Source organism: Rhodococcoides fascians NBRC 12155 = LMG 3623 (genome assembly GCF_001894785.1).
Taxonomy (GTDB): Bacteria; Actinomycetota; Actinomycetes; order Mycobacteriales; family Mycobacteriaceae; genus Rhodococcoides; species Rhodococcoides fascians.
The window spans coordinates 279,751-294,553 of record NZ_BCWW01000008.1 but is presented as its reverse complement, the minus strand read 5'-3'; the positions used below and the strand labels follow the sequence as shown (position 1 = coordinate 294,553).

Annotated in this window: 12 protein-coding genes; 7 read left to right on the top strand and 5 right to left on the bottom strand. The window is 64.1% G+C overall.

Features of this window, described 5'->3' with window-relative positions; genetic code table 11:
• Positions 1–60: 60 nt before the first annotated feature.
• Positions 61–2,223, bottom strand: a complete 2,163-nt coding sequence (gene uvrB, locus RFA01S_RS18375; RefSeq protein WP_027497251.1) for an excinuclease ABC subunit UvrB — start codon at positions 2,221–2,223, stop codon at positions 61–63.
• A 78-nt stretch (positions 2,224–2,301) separates the two neighbouring features.
• On the opposite strand from uvrB, the gene RFA01S_RS18370 reads away from it, so the two are divergent.
• Complete coding sequence (locus RFA01S_RS18370; protein WP_032365527.1) at positions 2,302–2,847, top strand: ribonuclease FAU-1 family protein; 546 nt, start codon at positions 2,302–2,304, stop codon at positions 2,845–2,847.
• A 16-nt stretch (positions 2,848–2,863) separates the two neighbouring features.
• Here RFA01S_RS18370 and coaE read toward each other — a convergent pair whose 3' ends face one another.
• A complete protein-coding gene (gene coaE, locus RFA01S_RS18365; RefSeq protein ID WP_032382944.1) occupies positions 2,864–4,081 on the bottom strand; it encodes a dephospho-CoA kinase in 1,218 nt (405 codons plus the stop codon).
• 129 nt (positions 4,082–4,210) lie between these two features.
• On the opposite strand from coaE, the gene RFA01S_RS18360 reads away from it, so the two are divergent.
• On the top strand, positions 4,211–4,420 hold the full coding sequence (locus RFA01S_RS18360; RefSeq protein ID WP_027497254.1) for a hypothetical protein: 210 nt from the start codon (positions 4,211–4,213) through the stop codon (positions 4,418–4,420).
• A 148-nt stretch (positions 4,421–4,568) separates the two neighbouring features.
• Here the strand turns inward: RFA01S_RS18360 and rpsA are convergent, their stop codons facing one another.
• Positions 4,569–6,047: a 30S ribosomal protein S1 gene (gene rpsA / locus RFA01S_RS18355; RefSeq protein WP_027497255.1), complete on the bottom strand. Its 1,479-nt coding sequence runs from the start codon at positions 6,045–6,047 to the stop codon at positions 4,569–4,571.
• A 214-nt stretch (positions 6,048–6,261) separates the two neighbouring features.
• On the opposite strand from rpsA, the gene RFA01S_RS18350 reads away from it, so the two are divergent.
• On the top strand, positions 6,262–7,089 hold the full coding sequence (locus RFA01S_RS18350) for a class I SAM-dependent methyltransferase (protein WP_032386905.1): 828 nt from the start codon (positions 6,262–6,264) through the stop codon (positions 7,087–7,089).
• 12 nt (positions 7,090–7,101) lie between these two features.
• Here the strand turns inward: RFA01S_RS18350 and RFA01S_RS18345 are convergent, their stop codons facing one another.
• Entirely contained in the window at positions 7,102–8,199 is a 1,098-nt protein-coding gene (locus tag RFA01S_RS18345) for an isocitrate/isopropylmalate dehydrogenase family protein (RefSeq protein WP_032406814.1), read from the bottom strand.
• A gap of 9 nt (positions 8,200–8,208) precedes the next feature.
• On the opposite strand from RFA01S_RS18345, the gene RFA01S_RS18340 reads away from it, so the two are divergent.
• From RFA01S_RS18340 to trxA, 3 genes are all read left to right on the top strand, one after another.
• Positions 8,209–8,715, top strand: a complete 507-nt coding sequence (locus tag RFA01S_RS18340) for a 2'-5' RNA ligase family protein (protein ID WP_027497258.1) — start codon at positions 8,209–8,211, stop codon at positions 8,713–8,715.
• Between the two features lie 210 nt (positions 8,716–8,925).
• Positions 8,926–9,924 (top strand): helix-turn-helix domain-containing protein, encoded by a 999-nt coding sequence (locus tag RFA01S_RS18335; protein WP_032406674.1) that lies wholly within the window; start codon positions 8,926–8,928, stop codon positions 9,922–9,924.
• Between the two features lie 88 nt (positions 9,925–10,012).
• Positions 10,013–10,384 carry a thioredoxin gene (trxA, locus tag RFA01S_RS18330; protein WP_027497260.1) on the top strand — a complete coding sequence of 124 codons (372 nt, stop codon included), beginning with the start codon at positions 10,013–10,015 and terminating at the stop codon, positions 10,382–10,384.
• Between the two features lie 73 nt (positions 10,385–10,457).
• Here the strand turns inward: trxA and polA are convergent, their stop codons facing one another.
• Positions 10,458–13,199 carry a DNA polymerase I gene (polA, locus tag RFA01S_RS18325; RefSeq protein WP_032406675.1) on the bottom strand — a complete coding sequence of 914 codons (2,742 nt, stop codon included), beginning with the start codon at positions 13,197–13,199 and terminating at the stop codon, positions 10,458–10,460.
• A gap of 259 nt (positions 13,200–13,458) precedes the next feature.
• On the opposite strand from polA, the gene RFA01S_RS18320 reads away from it, so the two are divergent.
• The gene (locus tag RFA01S_RS18320; RefSeq protein WP_051365155.1) at positions 13,459–14,799 is read left to right on the top strand and encodes a branched-chain amino acid ABC transporter permease; all 1,341 of its coding nucleotides are present in this window, start codon (positions 13,459–13,461) and stop codon (positions 14,797–14,799) included.
• The last annotated feature ends 4 nt before the right edge of the window (positions 14,800–14,803 follow it).

Below are 14,803 nucleotides of genomic sequence, written 5' to 3'. Positions count from 1 at the left end.
GAACCGTAACCGAACCATTTCGGATCGTTCCGCAGGCTCAACTCGCACCACCCGCGCGACCTACTTGAGGCCGGCCGCGTCCATGCCCCGGAGCTCCTTCTTCAGGTCCTGGATCTCGTCGCGCAGTCGACCGGCCAGCTCGAACTTCAACTCGCGGGCAGCGTTCATCATCTGATCGGTCATGTTCTTGATCAGGTCCGCCAACTCGGCGCGCGGCATCGACGAGACATCCTGCCCCTCGTACACGCCGGAGCTGACCGACCTGCCTGCTTCGCCCTGCGCTCGCCGACCACGGCTGGCGTTCCGACCCGAGCCACCCACTTCGACGGCCGTGTCGGTGTCCTCTGCTTCCTGATACACCTGATCGAGAATGTCGGCGATCTTCTTGCGCAGCGGTTGCGGATCGACTCCCCGCTCCTTGTTGTAGGCGATCTGCTTCTCGCGCCGACGTTCGGTCTCCTCGATCGCGTACGTCATGGAGTCGGTCATCTTGTCGGCGTACATGTGCACTTCACCGGACACGTTTCGAGCGGCGCGGCCGATCGTCTGAATGAGGCTGGTGCCGCTGCGGAGGAATCCCTCCTTGTCCGCGTCGAGAATGGCGACCAATGACACCTCGGGAAGGTCGAGGCCCTCCCGGAGGAGGTTGATGCCGACCAGGACGTCGTACTCACCCAGCCGAAGCTGCCGCAGCAGCTCGACTCGGCGCAAGGTATCGATGTCGGAGTGCAGGTACCGGACGCGGATGCCCAGCTCGAGCAGATAGTCGGTCAGGTCCTCCGACATCTTCTTGGTCAAAGTGGTGACGAGAACTCGTTCGTCCTTCTCGGCACGCTCGCGAATTTGGTGCACGAGGTCGTCGATCTGCCCCTTGGTCGGTTTGATGACGACCTTCGGATCGACGAGACCGGTAGGACGGATGACCTGCTCGACGAATTCGCCGCCGGTCTGCCCCAGTTCGTACTTGCCGGGAGTAGCGGACAGGTAGACGGTCTGGCCGATCCTCTGTGTGAACTCTTCCCACGTCAGCGGCCGGTTGTCCGTCGCAGACGGCAACCGGAACCCGAAATCGACCAGGTTCCGCTTGCGCGACATGTCGCCCTCGTACATCGCGCCGATCTGTGGGACGGTGACGTGGGATTCGTCGATGACGAGTAAGAAGTCCTCGGGGAAGTAGTCGATCAGGGTCGCGGGTGCGGTGCCGGCCCCGCGACCGTCTATGTGCCGCGAGTAATTCTCGATGCCGGAGCAGAAGCCGACCTGCTTGATCATTTCCAGGTCGTATTGCGTGCGCATCCGAAGCCGCTGCGCCTCGAGCAGCTTTCCCTTGCCTTCGAGCTCCGCCAGGCGCGCCTCGAGCTCGGCCTCGATGTCCTTGACCGCCCGTTCCATGCGCTCCGGTCCGGCGACGTAATGGGTGGCCGGGAAGATGCGTACCGAATCGACTTGGCGAACGATGTCGCCCGTCAGCGGATGCAGGTAGTACAGCGCCTCGATCTCGTCTCCGAAGAACTCGATGCGAATAGCGAGCTCCTCGTACGACGGAATGATCTCCACGGTATCGCCGCGGACTCGGAACGATCCGCGGGTGAACGCCATGTCGTTGCGCGTGTACTGCACGTCGACCAGAAGCCGGAGCAGCGCATCGCGCTGGACCTCGACGTTGACCTCGAGCTCGATCGACCGATCGACGTACGATTGCGGGGTACCGAGACCGTAGATGCACGACACCGACGCCACCACGACCACGTCTCGGCGAGAGAGCAGGGATGCCGTCGCCGAGTGCCGCAGACGCTCGACGTCGTCGTTGATGGACGAGTCCTTCTCGATGTACGTATCGGTCTGCGCGATGTACGCCTCGGGCTGGTAGTAGTCGTAGTACGACACGAAGTACTCGACTGCGTTGTTGGGCAACATGTCTCGCAGCTCGTTCGCCAACTGCGCTGCGAGAGTCTTGTTCGGTGCCATCACCAGGGTGGGGCGCTGCAGTTTCTCGATCAGCCAGGCGGTGGTGGCCGACTTACCGGTACCGGTGGCACCGAGAAGCACGACGTCCTTCTCGTCCGCCTTGATCCGACGTTCGAGTTCGGCGATGGCGGTCGGCTGATCACCGGCCGGAACGTGTTCGCTGACGACCTCGAACGCCGGTCCGGTGCGCTCGATCGCTCCCACCGGACGGTGTTCGGAGTGCGCGACAACGGGATGTTCGGATGCAAACGCCATTACACAAGCGTAGACGCGACCACCGACAAGTTCCGTCGGAGAGACCCAGGAGGTCTGTTCCCGGTAGCTTCTACAGGCATGGTCGCTCACACGTCAGCCGGTGCGCACACCGTCGTTCATGCCCCGAAACACGAAACGTTCGACCTGGTCGCGAAGACCAACGTCGACCCCAAGGGGTTCGTTCGCGTGGTCGACGAATACCGCGTCGAGCCGTGGGGGCTGTACATGGCCCGGCCTTCCGACCATGCCCACTTCGACTACCTGGAGTCCTGGCTACTGCCTGCTCTCGGGCTCCGGGCCTCGGTGTTCCACTACCTGCCCGCGCACGCGAGAGACCAGGACTACTACGTCGACATCGGCGAGTACACGGCCGGGGCCAGCCGATGGACCTCGGTCGATCACTATCTCGACCTCAGTGTTCGCACCGGCCGCGACTACGACCTGCTGGACGTCGACGAGCTGTTCGACGCGCGCGTGGCGCAGCATCTGGACACCCCGACGGCCGAGCGGGCGCTGTCCCGATCGATCGCGGCCATCGAAGGACTGACGCGGCACGATTACGACCTGAACGCCTGGCTCGCGTCCGTCGGCATGCCGACGGAATGGAACGGCAAACCGGCCTGAACCGCGCAGCTCTGCCTCAGGCAGTCCAGTTCGTCTCCTCCGCCCACTGCCACGCCCGCCGATACGCCACGTCGAACCACGGTGCCTTCGCGTCTACGTAGGCATCGATCGCCGGTTGATATTCGGCGATTCCGGCGGCGGCTTCTGACGCACGCCGCTTGATAGCGGCGTATTCCGTCGCGACAGCCGCGTCCGCCCGGAGCCAGTCGCGGAACAACAACGCGAACGTCTGGTTCGGCCAACCGTCGACTCGAACATGGACGTTGGCCGGTCGCCCGGGGTCTGCGTTGCCGTGAAAACGCTTGCCCCACACGGCCGGATCGGCCTCACCACCCACTCCGTAAGCGGGCTTCGGATCGTCGAAGTCACTGGACTCGACGCCGGGGAACCCGGCGACGCGCAACTGTTCGCCGACGGAATCTGCGTCGGCCAGCGAGCGCACCGTGATCTGGATGTCGAGCACGTCCTTGGCGTCGAGTCCGGGTACCGCCGTCGATCCGACGTGGTCGATCCGAACAGCCTTGTCCCCACACGCGAGAGCAAGGCGCGCGATCATTCGCCGCGCCTGGGATTCCCAGGCCGGGTCTGCAGTCACGAGTTCCGGATGCGTCCGGGCGACAATGCCCTCTCTGAGGTTGCGCTCGAAGGGAATCACGCGCTCGTTCCACAAGTTTCGTACCTGATCGTCGACGCTGCCGGGCGCACCCGTGTTGTCTATCCACACATCTGCCGCCGCTCGGCGCGCATCGTCGGTCGCCTGCGCGGCGATGCGCGCGCGGGCATCGGCCTCGGGCATGTTTCGTTGGCCGGTCAGCCGACGTACTCGTTCCTCGGCGTCGACCCAGACGACGACGACCAGATGGAAGAACGGAGCCATCGAGCCTTCGACGAGAAGTGGAATATCTTGCACCACCACGGCATCCGCTGCCGCACCCTCGATGATCTCGGTAGTGCGCTGTCCGACCAATGGATGCACGATGGCGTTGAGCTTCTTTCGCGACTCCTCGTCGCCGAAAGCCTTGGCGGCCAAGGCCGGCCGATCGAGTGACCCGTCGGGTGCCAGTATCTCGGTACCGAAGGTGTCCGTCAGTTGTTGCAGCCCAGGCGTTCCCGGCTCCACCACTTCGCGGGCAAGTACGTCCGAGTCGACGAGCACTCCCCCAAGTTCGGTCAGCACTTTCGCCACGGTCGATTTGCCGGCACCAATTCCGCCGGTCAGTCCCAGTCTCAGCATGCGTCCAGTCTGACACTCGAACACGCCGAAGCCCACCAGCCCCAAATGCACCGGTTTTGCAAGCCTGTCGGTTATCTTCGACGAGCGCGACCTCGATGTGCCGACCCACCGCCAGCGAAAAGGACACCCATGCAAAGCAATCAGATCCAACCGGGTCGGCACCGCCTCGGCATGGATGCAGGCGTTCATTGCATTCTCATTCCAGAAGTTGCCTCGGCGCTGGCCGACCACCGGCGTAACTGGTTCACCAACCTCCTGACCCCTGCCCGCCACAGCTTCGCCACGATGCGTAAGCGCACGGCGAGCGTCGGCCAGTGGAGTCCAGCCACCGCCGCGTAGTTCGCACTCCCTCTCAACCTTGGACCCGGTTCACCAGAACCGGGTCCATTGTCGTTCCCGTTGCACCTGCGTATTCGAACGAGAAAGCCCCGGTTCTCACAGGGAGAACCGGGGCCGAGGTCACACCCTCACGGGTGGACTACTTCTATCAGGCGTTGCCCGACAGCTTCTCGCGAAGTGCAGCGAGCTGCGCATCGCTGGCCAGCGATCCACCGGTCGAGGCGGGAGCCGACGCTGCGGGAGCATCGCCTTCTGCATCGGCGGGAGCCTGACCCGACTCGGAGGAGTAGTTGGTGTTGGCGGCTTCGGCAGCTTCGTCCTTGGCCGTCTTCTCCATCTGAGCGGTGTGCATCTTGTGGCGACGCTCGGCCTCGGCGTAGCGACCTTCCCACTCTTCACGCTGCTTCTCGTAACCTTCGAGCCATTCGTTGGTCTCGGAGTCGAAGCCCTCGGGGAAGATGTAGTTGCCACCCTCGTCGTACGAGTCGGCCATGCCGTACTTGGACGGATCGAACTCTTCTGCGTAGTCCTCGTTGGCCTGCTTGAGGCTCAACGAAATCCGGCGACGCTCGAGATCGATGTCGATGACCTTGACGAGTGCGTCGTCGCCGACACCCACGACCTGGTCCGGAACCTCCACGTGGCGCTCGGCCAGCTCGGAGATGTGCACGAGGCCCTCGATGCCCTCTTCGACGCGAACGAACGCACCGAACGGAACGAGCTTGGTGACCTTGCCGGGCACGATCTGGCCGATCGCGTGGGTGCGAGCGAACTGGCGCCACGGATCTTCCTGCGTTGCCTTGAGCGACAGCGACACACGCTCGCGGTCCAGGTCGACGTCGAGAACCTCGACGGTGACCTCGGTGCCGACCTCGACAACCTCGGACGGGTGATCGATGTGCTTCCAGGACAGCTCGGAGACGTGCACCAGGCCGTCGACGCCACCCAGGTCCACGAAGGCACCGAAGTTGACGATGGAGGACACGACGCCCTTGCGGACCTGGCCCTTCTGCAGCTGGTGCAGGAACTCGCTGCGGACCTCGGACTGGGTCTGCTCGAGCCATGCGCGACGCGACAGGACCACGTTGTTGCGGTTCTTGTCGAGCTCGATGATCTTGGCCTCGATCTCCTTGCCGACGTACGGCTGGAGGTCGCGGACGCGACGCATCTCGACGAGCGAGGCGGGGAGGAAGCCACGGAGACCGATGTCGAGGATGAGTCCACCCTTGACGACCTCGATGACGGTGCCCTTGACGGCCTCGTCCTTCTCCTTGAGCTCCTCGATCGTGCCCCAAGCGCGCTCGTATTGAGCTCGCTTCTTGGACAGGATCAGACGGCCTTCCTTGTCCTCCTTGGTGAGGACGAGTGCTTCGATCTCATCTCCCACGGAGACGACCTCGTTGGGGTCGACATCGTGCTTGATGGAGAGCTCGCGGGAAGGGATGACGCCTTCGGTCTTGTAACCGATGTCGAGTAGAACCTCGTCACGATCGACCTTGACGATGGTGCCCTCGACGATGTCACCATCGTTGAAGTACTTGATCGTGGCGTCGATGGCGGCGAGAAAATCCTCTGCGGAGCCGATATCGTTGACGGCTACCTGCGGTGAGGTTGTGGTTGAGGGCATGTGTTGAGTTGCTCCGGACGGGTTGGGTATCGGTTGATGGATGTTCGGTCGGACTTGTGAAACGTGTGCAGCACGAGCTTCTTCCGCGGATCCGTTGCCGGCTCCGCACGCGTCGACGCCGGGCGAACCCGACCTGGGCGCAGCATGAACACACTCGCGTTGAACAGGGTACGCGATGCCGCAGTACCAGCACAAACCCGGTTAGAGTCGGCGTGTGACCGATCCTTCCGCACCGCTGTCCACCCCCGGCCGCGGCCGAATCGATTCGGTCGCGAGCGACCGCGCGAGTCGAACCTGGTGGGATTCGGATGCCGACAACTATCACCGTACGCACGGCGCATTTCTGGGCGCGTCGACCGAATCCGGAGAGTTCGTCTGGTGCCCGGAGGGACTGCACGAGGGCGACGTGCATCTGCTGGGTGACGTCGCGGGCAAGGACATTCTCGAAGTGGGCTGCGGCAGCGCACCCTGCGCCCGCTGGCTCGGGACTCAGGGGGCGCGCGCCATCGGCCTCGACATCTCGATGGGCATGTTGCAGCGCGGCGTCGACGCGATGACCGCGGGCGGGTCGACGGTTCCGCTGGTGCAGGCCAGTGCCGAGTCCCTACCGTTCGCCGACGAGCGGTTCGACATCGTGTGCTCGGCCTTCGGTGCGGTTCCGTTCGTCGCGGACTCCGCCAACGTGATGAAGGAAGTGGCGCGGGTACTGCGGCCGGGCGGCATCTGGGTGTTCGCGGTCAACCATCCGATGCGCTGGGTGTTCCCCGACGATCCCGGGGTGGGCGGCCTGACCGCGACGATTCCGTACTTCGATCGAACCCCGTACGTCGAATACGACGCCGACGGGACCCCCAACTACGTCGAGCATCACCGCACGATCGGTGACCGCGTGCGCGAGCTGGTCGCCGCAGGTCTCGAGGTTCGCGACATCGTCGAGCCGGATTGGCCGGAGTGGCTCGACCGCGAGTGGGGTCAGTGGAGCCCACTGCGCGGCCAGCTGTTTCCCGGCACCGCGATATTCAGTAGTCGAAAACCGCGGTGAGTCCGTAGTCGATCAGCGCCGGTGCACCCTGGCTTCGACGGTCTCGGTGAAGGCGCTGGTAGACGCCTGCCCGCCGAGGTCTGCTGTCGCGACCCCGGATTCGACGGTGTCGTCCACGGCGTGCCGAATCCGGCCGGCTGCGGCGGCGAGCCGTTCGTCCCCGTGCCGATCGGCGAGCCACTCGAGCAGCATCGCGGCCGACAGGAACAGTGCCGTCGGGTTGGCGCTATTCCTGCCTGCGATATCCGGGGCGGATCCATGGGAGGCCTGCGCCATGGCCTGGGTACGCGAAGAGTTGATCGACGGTGCCGTGCCGAGTGACCCGGACAGCTCTCCGGTCAGGTCGGAGAGGATGTCCCCGAACATGTTCTCGGCCACGATGACGTCGTAGTCCTCACCGCGTCGAACCAGATGCGCCGCGAGGGCGTCCACGTGCTCTTCGGTGACGTCTACCTGCGAAAACTCCTCGCCGACGGACCGGCAGGCATCGCGAAACAACCCCGTCGTCAACGACAGCACGTTGGTCTTGTGCACGATCGTCACTTTCTTCCGCCGCCGGTCTGCGAGCGAGAAGGCCTCACGAGCGATGCGTTCGCACGCCGAACGGGTGAACACTCCCACCGCGAGCGCTACATCGGGCGTGGGCATGAACTCGCCACTGCCGACGAACATGTTGCGGTCGGCGTAGAAGCCCTCGGTGTTCTCCCGCACCACCACCAGGTCCATCTGCGGCGACATCGCGCGCACTCCAGGAAGTGCCTTGGCCGGACGGATGTTGGCGAACAGATCGAAATGCTTGCGAATTCGTCCGCCAGGAGTCAGCTGAGATCGGAACGGCTCGGGGTACGACGCGCTGTCGTGAGGCCCGAGAATCCACGCCTCGAGCCTGCCGAGCTCGTTCAACGTGTGCTCGGGCATCGGCGTTCCGTGCTCGTCGAGAGCACCCAACCCCAGCGGCAAGTGCTGCCAGTCGACGACGGGACCGTGCACTGCGGCCAGAGCTGCGTCCACCACCCGGATCGTCGCAGGGACGATCTCGTGACCGATGCCGTCGCCGGTCATGGCCCCAATTCGTAAAGTCGGTGCATCTCGTCCGTCCGTCTGCGCCATCATGACTACATGGTGCAGTCCGCCGAACTCCTCCTCGACTCGGGGCTCGATACTGCGGTTCGCCGCGAGTGGGCGGCACTCTCCGATGCCGGCCTGCCGAGCCAGAACCGTCATCGGGGCGAGTCGAATCGACCGCACATCACCGTCTCGGTGGCGTCGTCAATGCCCGCGTCCGTCGATTCCGGTACGGCCGTGCGTTTCGACCCGTTCGATGTTCGTCTCGGCGGCCTCGTCGTATTCGGTGGCCGGACCGCCACCCTGGCCCGTCTGGTCGTGCCGAGCGTCGAGCTGCTCGACCTGCATGCCCGGATGCATGCCGCCGTGGGCCCGGGCTCGTTCGACAACGTCGCCATCGGGCACTGGACGCCGCACGTGACGCTGGCCCGGCGGTTGACACCCGACGAAGCCGGTGCGGCGACGCGCCTGCTGTGCCCGCACCTGGACGACCTGATCGGCTCTGCCGTTGCCTTGCGTCGGTGGGACGGCGACAACAAGTGCGAATGGCGCATCGGCTGACCGCCGGGCCTGTCAGAACCGGAAGTCTCCGAACTGGGTCACCTCCGCATGTGTATCCGGCGTGCGGCCGACAGCGACCCACGCATCGAGGGCGAGAAACATCAACACAACCACCAGTACAATTGTCATGCCACCAGCGTCCTACCTGCGCCGACTCAACACGAGTGGCAGTAACGACATGTATCGTCGATTTTCTGCCATACTGCTGTCATGCTGAAGAAGGTGGTCGCAGTACTGCTGCCGTTGACCGAGCAGTTCGAGCTCGGCGTGGCCTGCGAGGTGTTCGGATTCGACCGCTCCGACGAGGGACTGCCCACCTACGACTTCTCGTTGATCGCCGGGGTCCCCGACACGATTCGCACCCGGGTGGGTTACACGATCGATGTGCCCCACGATCTCGACCGGCTCGACAGCGCCGATCTGATCATCGTTCCGGCCGGCGGCACCGAATCGGCCGACGACGGAAGCTACGTGTGCGGCAGTGAGTACAGCCCCTCGATCGAGCCACTACTCGACAAACTCCGTGCGGCGGTGGACCGAGGCGCGCTGGTCGCCAGCCTGTGCAACGGCGCGTTCGTACTCGGCGCGGCGGGCCTGCTCGACGGCAGGCGGTGTACGACCCACTGGCGACACTCGGCCTCCCTGGCCGCGAAATACCCGTTGGCGCAGGTCGATCCGAACGTTCTCTACGTGGACGACGGGAATGTACTGACCAGCGCGGGCACCGCGGCCGGTATCGACCTGTGCCTGCACATCGTCCGCAAATACCAAGGCAGTGTCGTGGCCAACGGAATCGCGCGCAGAATGGTCGTTCCGCCACACCGTGACGGAGGCCAGGCGCAGTTCGTCACCAGTCCACTACCGGCGATCCGAACCGAAACGTTGGCACCGTTGCTCGATTGGATGACCGAGAACCTCGATTCGGAACTCACGATCGGCCGACTGGCTGCGCGGGTGAACATGTCGGCTCGTACATTCGCCCGCAAGTTCGCCGCCGAGACCGGCACGACGCCCGCGCGGTGGCTCAACGACCAACGCGTACTGGCTGCGCAGCAGCTCCTCGAGAACTCCGACCTGCCGATGGATTCGATCGCCGAAGTCGTCGGTTTCGGCAATGCCGCAGCCCTGCGCCAGCATTTCGTCAGACTTCGCTGCACGACGCCCAACTCGTACCGCCGAACATTCCGGGCCGCGCCGCAACCCGTGTGACGGACCACGGAGAGGAGTGGTCCGGGAAGATTCCGGAGAACCTCTGCGTTGAGACGAACAAGAAGCGCAATCAATCGAAAGGGTACGCGTGGCCACTCAGACTTTGACTCAGCAGAATTTCGACGAGATCGTCACCAGCAACGACGTGGTATTGGTCGACTTCTGGGCCTCCTGGTGCGGTCCGTGCCGCCAGTTCGCGCCGACGTTCGAGAAGTCTTCCGACGCGCACCCGGACATCGTGCACGCCAAGGTCGACACCGAAGCCGAACAGGGCTTGGCCGCTGCCGCACAGATCCAGTCGATCCCGACGATCATGGCCTTCCGCGAGGGCATCCTGGTCTACGCCCAGCCCGGCGCATTGCCCGCTCCGGCGCTCGAAGACCTCGTCGGCCAGATCAAGGCACTCGACATGGACGTCGTCCGTCAGCAGATCGCCGAGCAGGCACCCGCAGCGGAGTAGTTCCCTCACAGCACAAAACGAAGGGCCGCTCACCGAATCCGGTGAGCGGCCCTTCGCTGTGCCATGGCCCGATTCAGTGAGCTGCGGCATCCCAGCTGCGACCGGTACCGACCGACACCTCGAGGGGCACCGACAATTCGATGGCCGACGACATCTTGTCACGCACCAACGCCTCGACTTCCTCGCGCTCGGAGTCGACGACCTCGAGTACCAGTTCGTCGTGCACCTGCAACAGCATGCGCGACTTCAAGGTCGACTCCGCCAGAGACTTGTGCACGTCGATCATCGCTACCTTGATGATGTCTGCGGCAGTGCCCTGAATCGGAGCGTTGAGTGCCGCGCGCTCGGCGACCTCGCGACGCTGACGATTGTCGCTGTTGAGATCTGGGAGGTAACGACGACGGCCGTACAGCGTCGAGGTGTAGCCCACCTTTCGGGCTTCCTCGACCGCGTTGCGCAGGTAGTCGCGCACGCCGCCGAAGCGAGCGAAGTACGCCTCCATCTGCTGCTTGGCTTCGTCGGTGGAGATCTTCAACTGCGCGGCGAGGCCGAACGCGCTGAGTCCGTAGGCGAGGCCGTACGACATGGCCTTGACTCGACGGCGTAGTTCCGGGGTGACCTCGTCGATCGGTACGCCGAACGCGCGCGAACCGACGAAGCTGTGCAGGTCCTCACCGGTGTTGAACGCTTCGATCAGCCCCTCGTCACCGGATACGTGCGCCATGATGCGCATCTCGATCTGGCTGTAATCGGCGGTGAGCAGGGTGTCGTAGCCGGCACCGACCACAAAGCCGTCGCGGATGTGGCGACCCGCCTCGTTCCGCACCGGGATGTTTTGCAGGTTCGGTTCGGTCGACGACAGTCGTCCGGTGGCCGCGACGGTCTGATTGAACGTGGTGTGAATGCGGCCGTCGTCGGCGACGGACTTGAGCAGGCCGTCCACCGTCACCTTCATTCGTGTGGCATCACGGTGGTCGAGCAGGAATTTGAGGAACGGATGCTCGGTCTTCTCGAACAGCCCCTGAAGTGCGTCGGCGTCGGTGGTGTACCCGGTCTTGGTTTTCTTGGTCTTGGGCATGTCGAGTTCCTCGAACAGCACCACCTGCAGCTGTTTGGGCGATCCGAGATTTATCTGCTTGTCGATCACGCCGTACGCGGAATTCGCGGCCTCGTCGACCTGCGCAGCAAAACCCAATTGCAGCGAGCGCAGGTGATCGCCGTCCACTGCGATGCCCGTGGCTTCGATATCGGCAAGCACTGTCAGCAGCGGCAGTTCCATCTCCGAGAGCAGAGTGGTCGACTCGATTGCTGCGAGTTCCGCGTCGAGAGCGTCGGCGAGATCGATGACCGCCCGCGCCTTGAGAATTTCGCCCTCGGCGAATGCCGCGTCAGCGGTGTCCTCGGCGTCGAGAAGTGACATCTGCCCCTCGCCCGCGTCTTCGACGCGTAGTTCGCGCTTGAGGTAGCGCAGCGACAAGTCGTCGAGGTTGAACGACCGCTGACCGGGCCGGACGAGATACGCCGCGAGCGCGGTATCGGTCGTCAACCCACCGAGCGTCCATCCCCGACCACGAACCGCGTGCAGTGCCCACTTCGCCTCGTGTAGAGCTTTGGGTCGATCCGCATCGGCGAACCACGCGGCCAATGCGCGTTCGTCGGATTCGTCGAGAGCCGTCGTGGTGACGAAGGCGCCCTCGCCGTCTGCTGCCGCGATGGCCACCGATGTCGCATCGCTGTCGTACGGCCTGCGCGGTCCGAGGATGGATACCCCGCTACGCCGACCGTCGGACGCGTGCTCGTCCAGCCACGCCGCCAACTCCCCTGGCGCGACGATGCCGCCCCGAACGTCGAACCCTTCTTCTGCCTCGGGCTCGACCGAGGCGAGTGTCTCGAACAGTCGATCCCGCAGGATGCGAAACTCCAGATCGTCGAACAGGGCGTGGATCTTCTCGCGATCCCACGGGGCCAGCTCGAGTTGATCGGGCGTGAAGGGCAACGGCACGTCGCGCACCATCTCGGTGAGCTCGCGGTTGAGCACCACACTCGACAGGTTGGCCCGCAATGCGTCGCCCACCTTGCCCTTCACCTTGTCGACATTGTCGACGAGGGCGGTGAGCGACCCGTATTCGATGATCCACTTGGTCGCCGTCTTCTCCCCGACGCCGGGAATGCCGGGAAGGTTGTCGCTCGGATCTCCGCGCAGAGCTGCGAAGTCCGGGTACTGCGACGGCGTCAGACCGTATTTGGTGGCGACCTCGTCCGGGGTGAATCGCGTCAGGTCCGAGACACCCTTGCGGGGATAGAGCACCGTGACGTTGTCGGTGACCAGCTGCAGTGCGTCACGATCGCCGGTGACCACGAGGACGCGATAGCCCAGCGCCTCGGCTTGCGTGACCAGAGTGGCGATGATGTCGTCGGCTTCGAACCCTGCCTCGGCCATCACGGGAATGCCCATGGCACCGAGCACATCCTTGGTGATGTCCACCTGGCCCGCGAACTCGTCCGGCGTCTTGCTGCGGTTCGCCTTGTATTCGGGGAAGCGCTCGGCCCGGAACGTTTGCCGTGACACGTCGAAGGCGGCGGCGATGTGCGTCGGCTTCTCGTCCCGCAACAGGTTGATCAGCATCGAGGTGAACCCGTACACGGCATTGGTGGACTGACCGCTCGTGGTCTTGAAATTTTCCGCCGGCAACGCGAAGAAGGCACGGAAGGCCATCGAGTGACCGTCGATGAGGAGCAGCGTCGGACGCTCTTCGGCTGACTTCGCATCGGTCCGGGCTGCGGGTGGTGCACTTTTGTCGGTTACTGGGCTCACGGTTGACCAGTCTAGGTAGCGGGTCCGACATCACGTAGCCGGATGCGGGCACCGCGCCGCAATCGCCGCGGCACCGATCTCCCGCAGCGCGAAACACAACCGATACTTTCCGGAAATCTCAGTTGCCGATTTTGCGTCGTTTCAACGGATAGAGTCCGACAATTGCAGTAAATCCCCATCCCGTGACTCAACGACAACCGTCCGGAGGACGTGCGTGGCTCCAAATGTTCGATGGACCAGAAAGGTGCAACCACCGAGGTTGCGCGCAAGATCTGCAGTTCGCGTATTCCAGCGAACACTCCTACTCGCCATCCTGAGTTCCATTGCGGCGCTGCTGTTCAGTGCGCCTGCGTTGGCGCAGGAACCTACCCCCACTCCCCCGGCGGCGCCGGGAACCAGTGCCGAACAGGCACCGCCCGCAGACGCCGTCAGCGTCGCGGGATCGCTCAACAACGGTGGAGAACGCCTCGAAGGGGTCGATGTTGCGGCGCTCGACGCGTCGGGCAGCGAAGTGGCCCGCACCACCAGCGAGACCGGCGGACGCTGGACTCTCGAATTGTCGCCTGGCACATACACATTCCAGGTGGTCCAGGAAACGCTCCCCGACGGGGTGAGCGTGCAGGGCGAGGTCGAGCGCGACGTGCAGGCCGGTCGCTCGAACACCGTCATCTTCTCCTTCGGTGAGGCCAGGACCGCGACCAGCACCCCGTTCTACGAGAAGTTCGTGCGCACCACGGTCGACGGCTTCCGCTTCGGTCTGGTCATCGCGCTCGCGGCGGTCGGTCTGAGCTTGATCTTCGGAACGACGGGTTTGACCAACTTCGCACACGGCGAACTCGTGACGCTCGGAGCCGTCGCGGCGTGGTTCTTCAATGTGAGCCTCGGGATACAACTGATCCCGGCCACCGTGCTGGCCATCATTGTCGGAGTCGCGATCGGCTGGCTCAACAACGCCCTGATCTGGCGGCCGTTGCGTAAACGTCGAACCGGCCTGATCGCTCAGCTGGTGGTCACGATCGGACTCGCCATTGCGCTGCGCTACCTCATCCTGATCTTCTTCTCCGACCGCTCGGAGCCATTCGACGACTACCAGGCTCAGACCGAGAACGACTGGGGCCCACTGTCGATCACCAACGTCAACCTCGCCTGCATCGTCATCAGCGTCGTCGTCCTCATCGGCGTCGCACTGATGCTGCAGCGCACCAAGATCGGTAAAGCCATGCGTGCGGTGGCCGACAACCGTGATCTGGCTGCCTCGTCGGGTATCAACGTCGAGCGCGTCGTGACGTTCGTCTGGTGCCTCGGTGGCGGCCTGGCTGCCCTCGGCGGCGTGCTGTTCGGGCTCTCCGAACTCGGCGGCCGCGTGCAATGGGAGATGGGCTTCAAACTCCTACTGCTCATGTTCGCCGGAATCACGCTCGGAGGACTCGGCACGGCCTACGGCGCATTCCTCGGTTGCGTCATCGTGGGTCTGCTCGTGCAGTGGTCGACGTTGGTCATCAATCCCGACCTCAAATACATCGGAGGGTTGCTCGTCTTGATTCTCATCCTCGTCGTCCGTCCTCAGGGCATCCTCGGCTCGCGACAAAGGATCGGGTGACCTG

What these genes read in the sequence shown, in the direction of transcription:
- uvrB (WP_027497251.1), bottom strand. Translation starts at nt 2,223, where the DNA reads ATGGCGTTTGCATCCGAACATCCCGTTGTCGCGCACTCCGAACACCGT.
- RFA01S_RS18345 (WP_032406814.1), bottom strand. Translation starts at nt 8,199, where the DNA reads ATGGCGCAGACGGACGGACGAGATGCACCGACTTTACGAATTGGGGCC.
- RFA01S_RS18335 (WP_032406674.1), top strand. Translation starts at nt 8,926, where the DNA reads ATGCTGAAGAAGGTGGTCGCAGTACTGCTGCCGTTGACCGAGCAGTTC.
- RFA01S_RS18360 (WP_027497254.1), top strand. Translation starts at nt 4,211, where the DNA reads ATGCAAAGCAATCAGATCCAACCGGGTCGGCACCGCCTCGGCATGGAT.
- RFA01S_RS18370 (WP_032365527.1), top strand. Translation starts at nt 2,302, where the DNA reads ATGGTCGCTCACACGTCAGCCGGTGCGCACACCGTCGTTCATGCCCCG.
- rpsA (WP_027497255.1), bottom strand. Translation starts at nt 6,047, where the DNA reads ATGCCCTCAACCACAACCTCACCGCAGGTAGCCGTCAACGATATCGGC.
- RFA01S_RS18340 (WP_027497258.1), top strand. Translation starts at nt 8,209, where the DNA reads ATGGTGCAGTCCGCCGAACTCCTCCTCGACTCGGGGCTCGATACTGCG.
- coaE (WP_032382944.1), bottom strand. Translation starts at nt 4,081, where the DNA reads ATGCTGAGACTGGGACTGACCGGCGGAATTGGTGCCGGCAAATCGACC.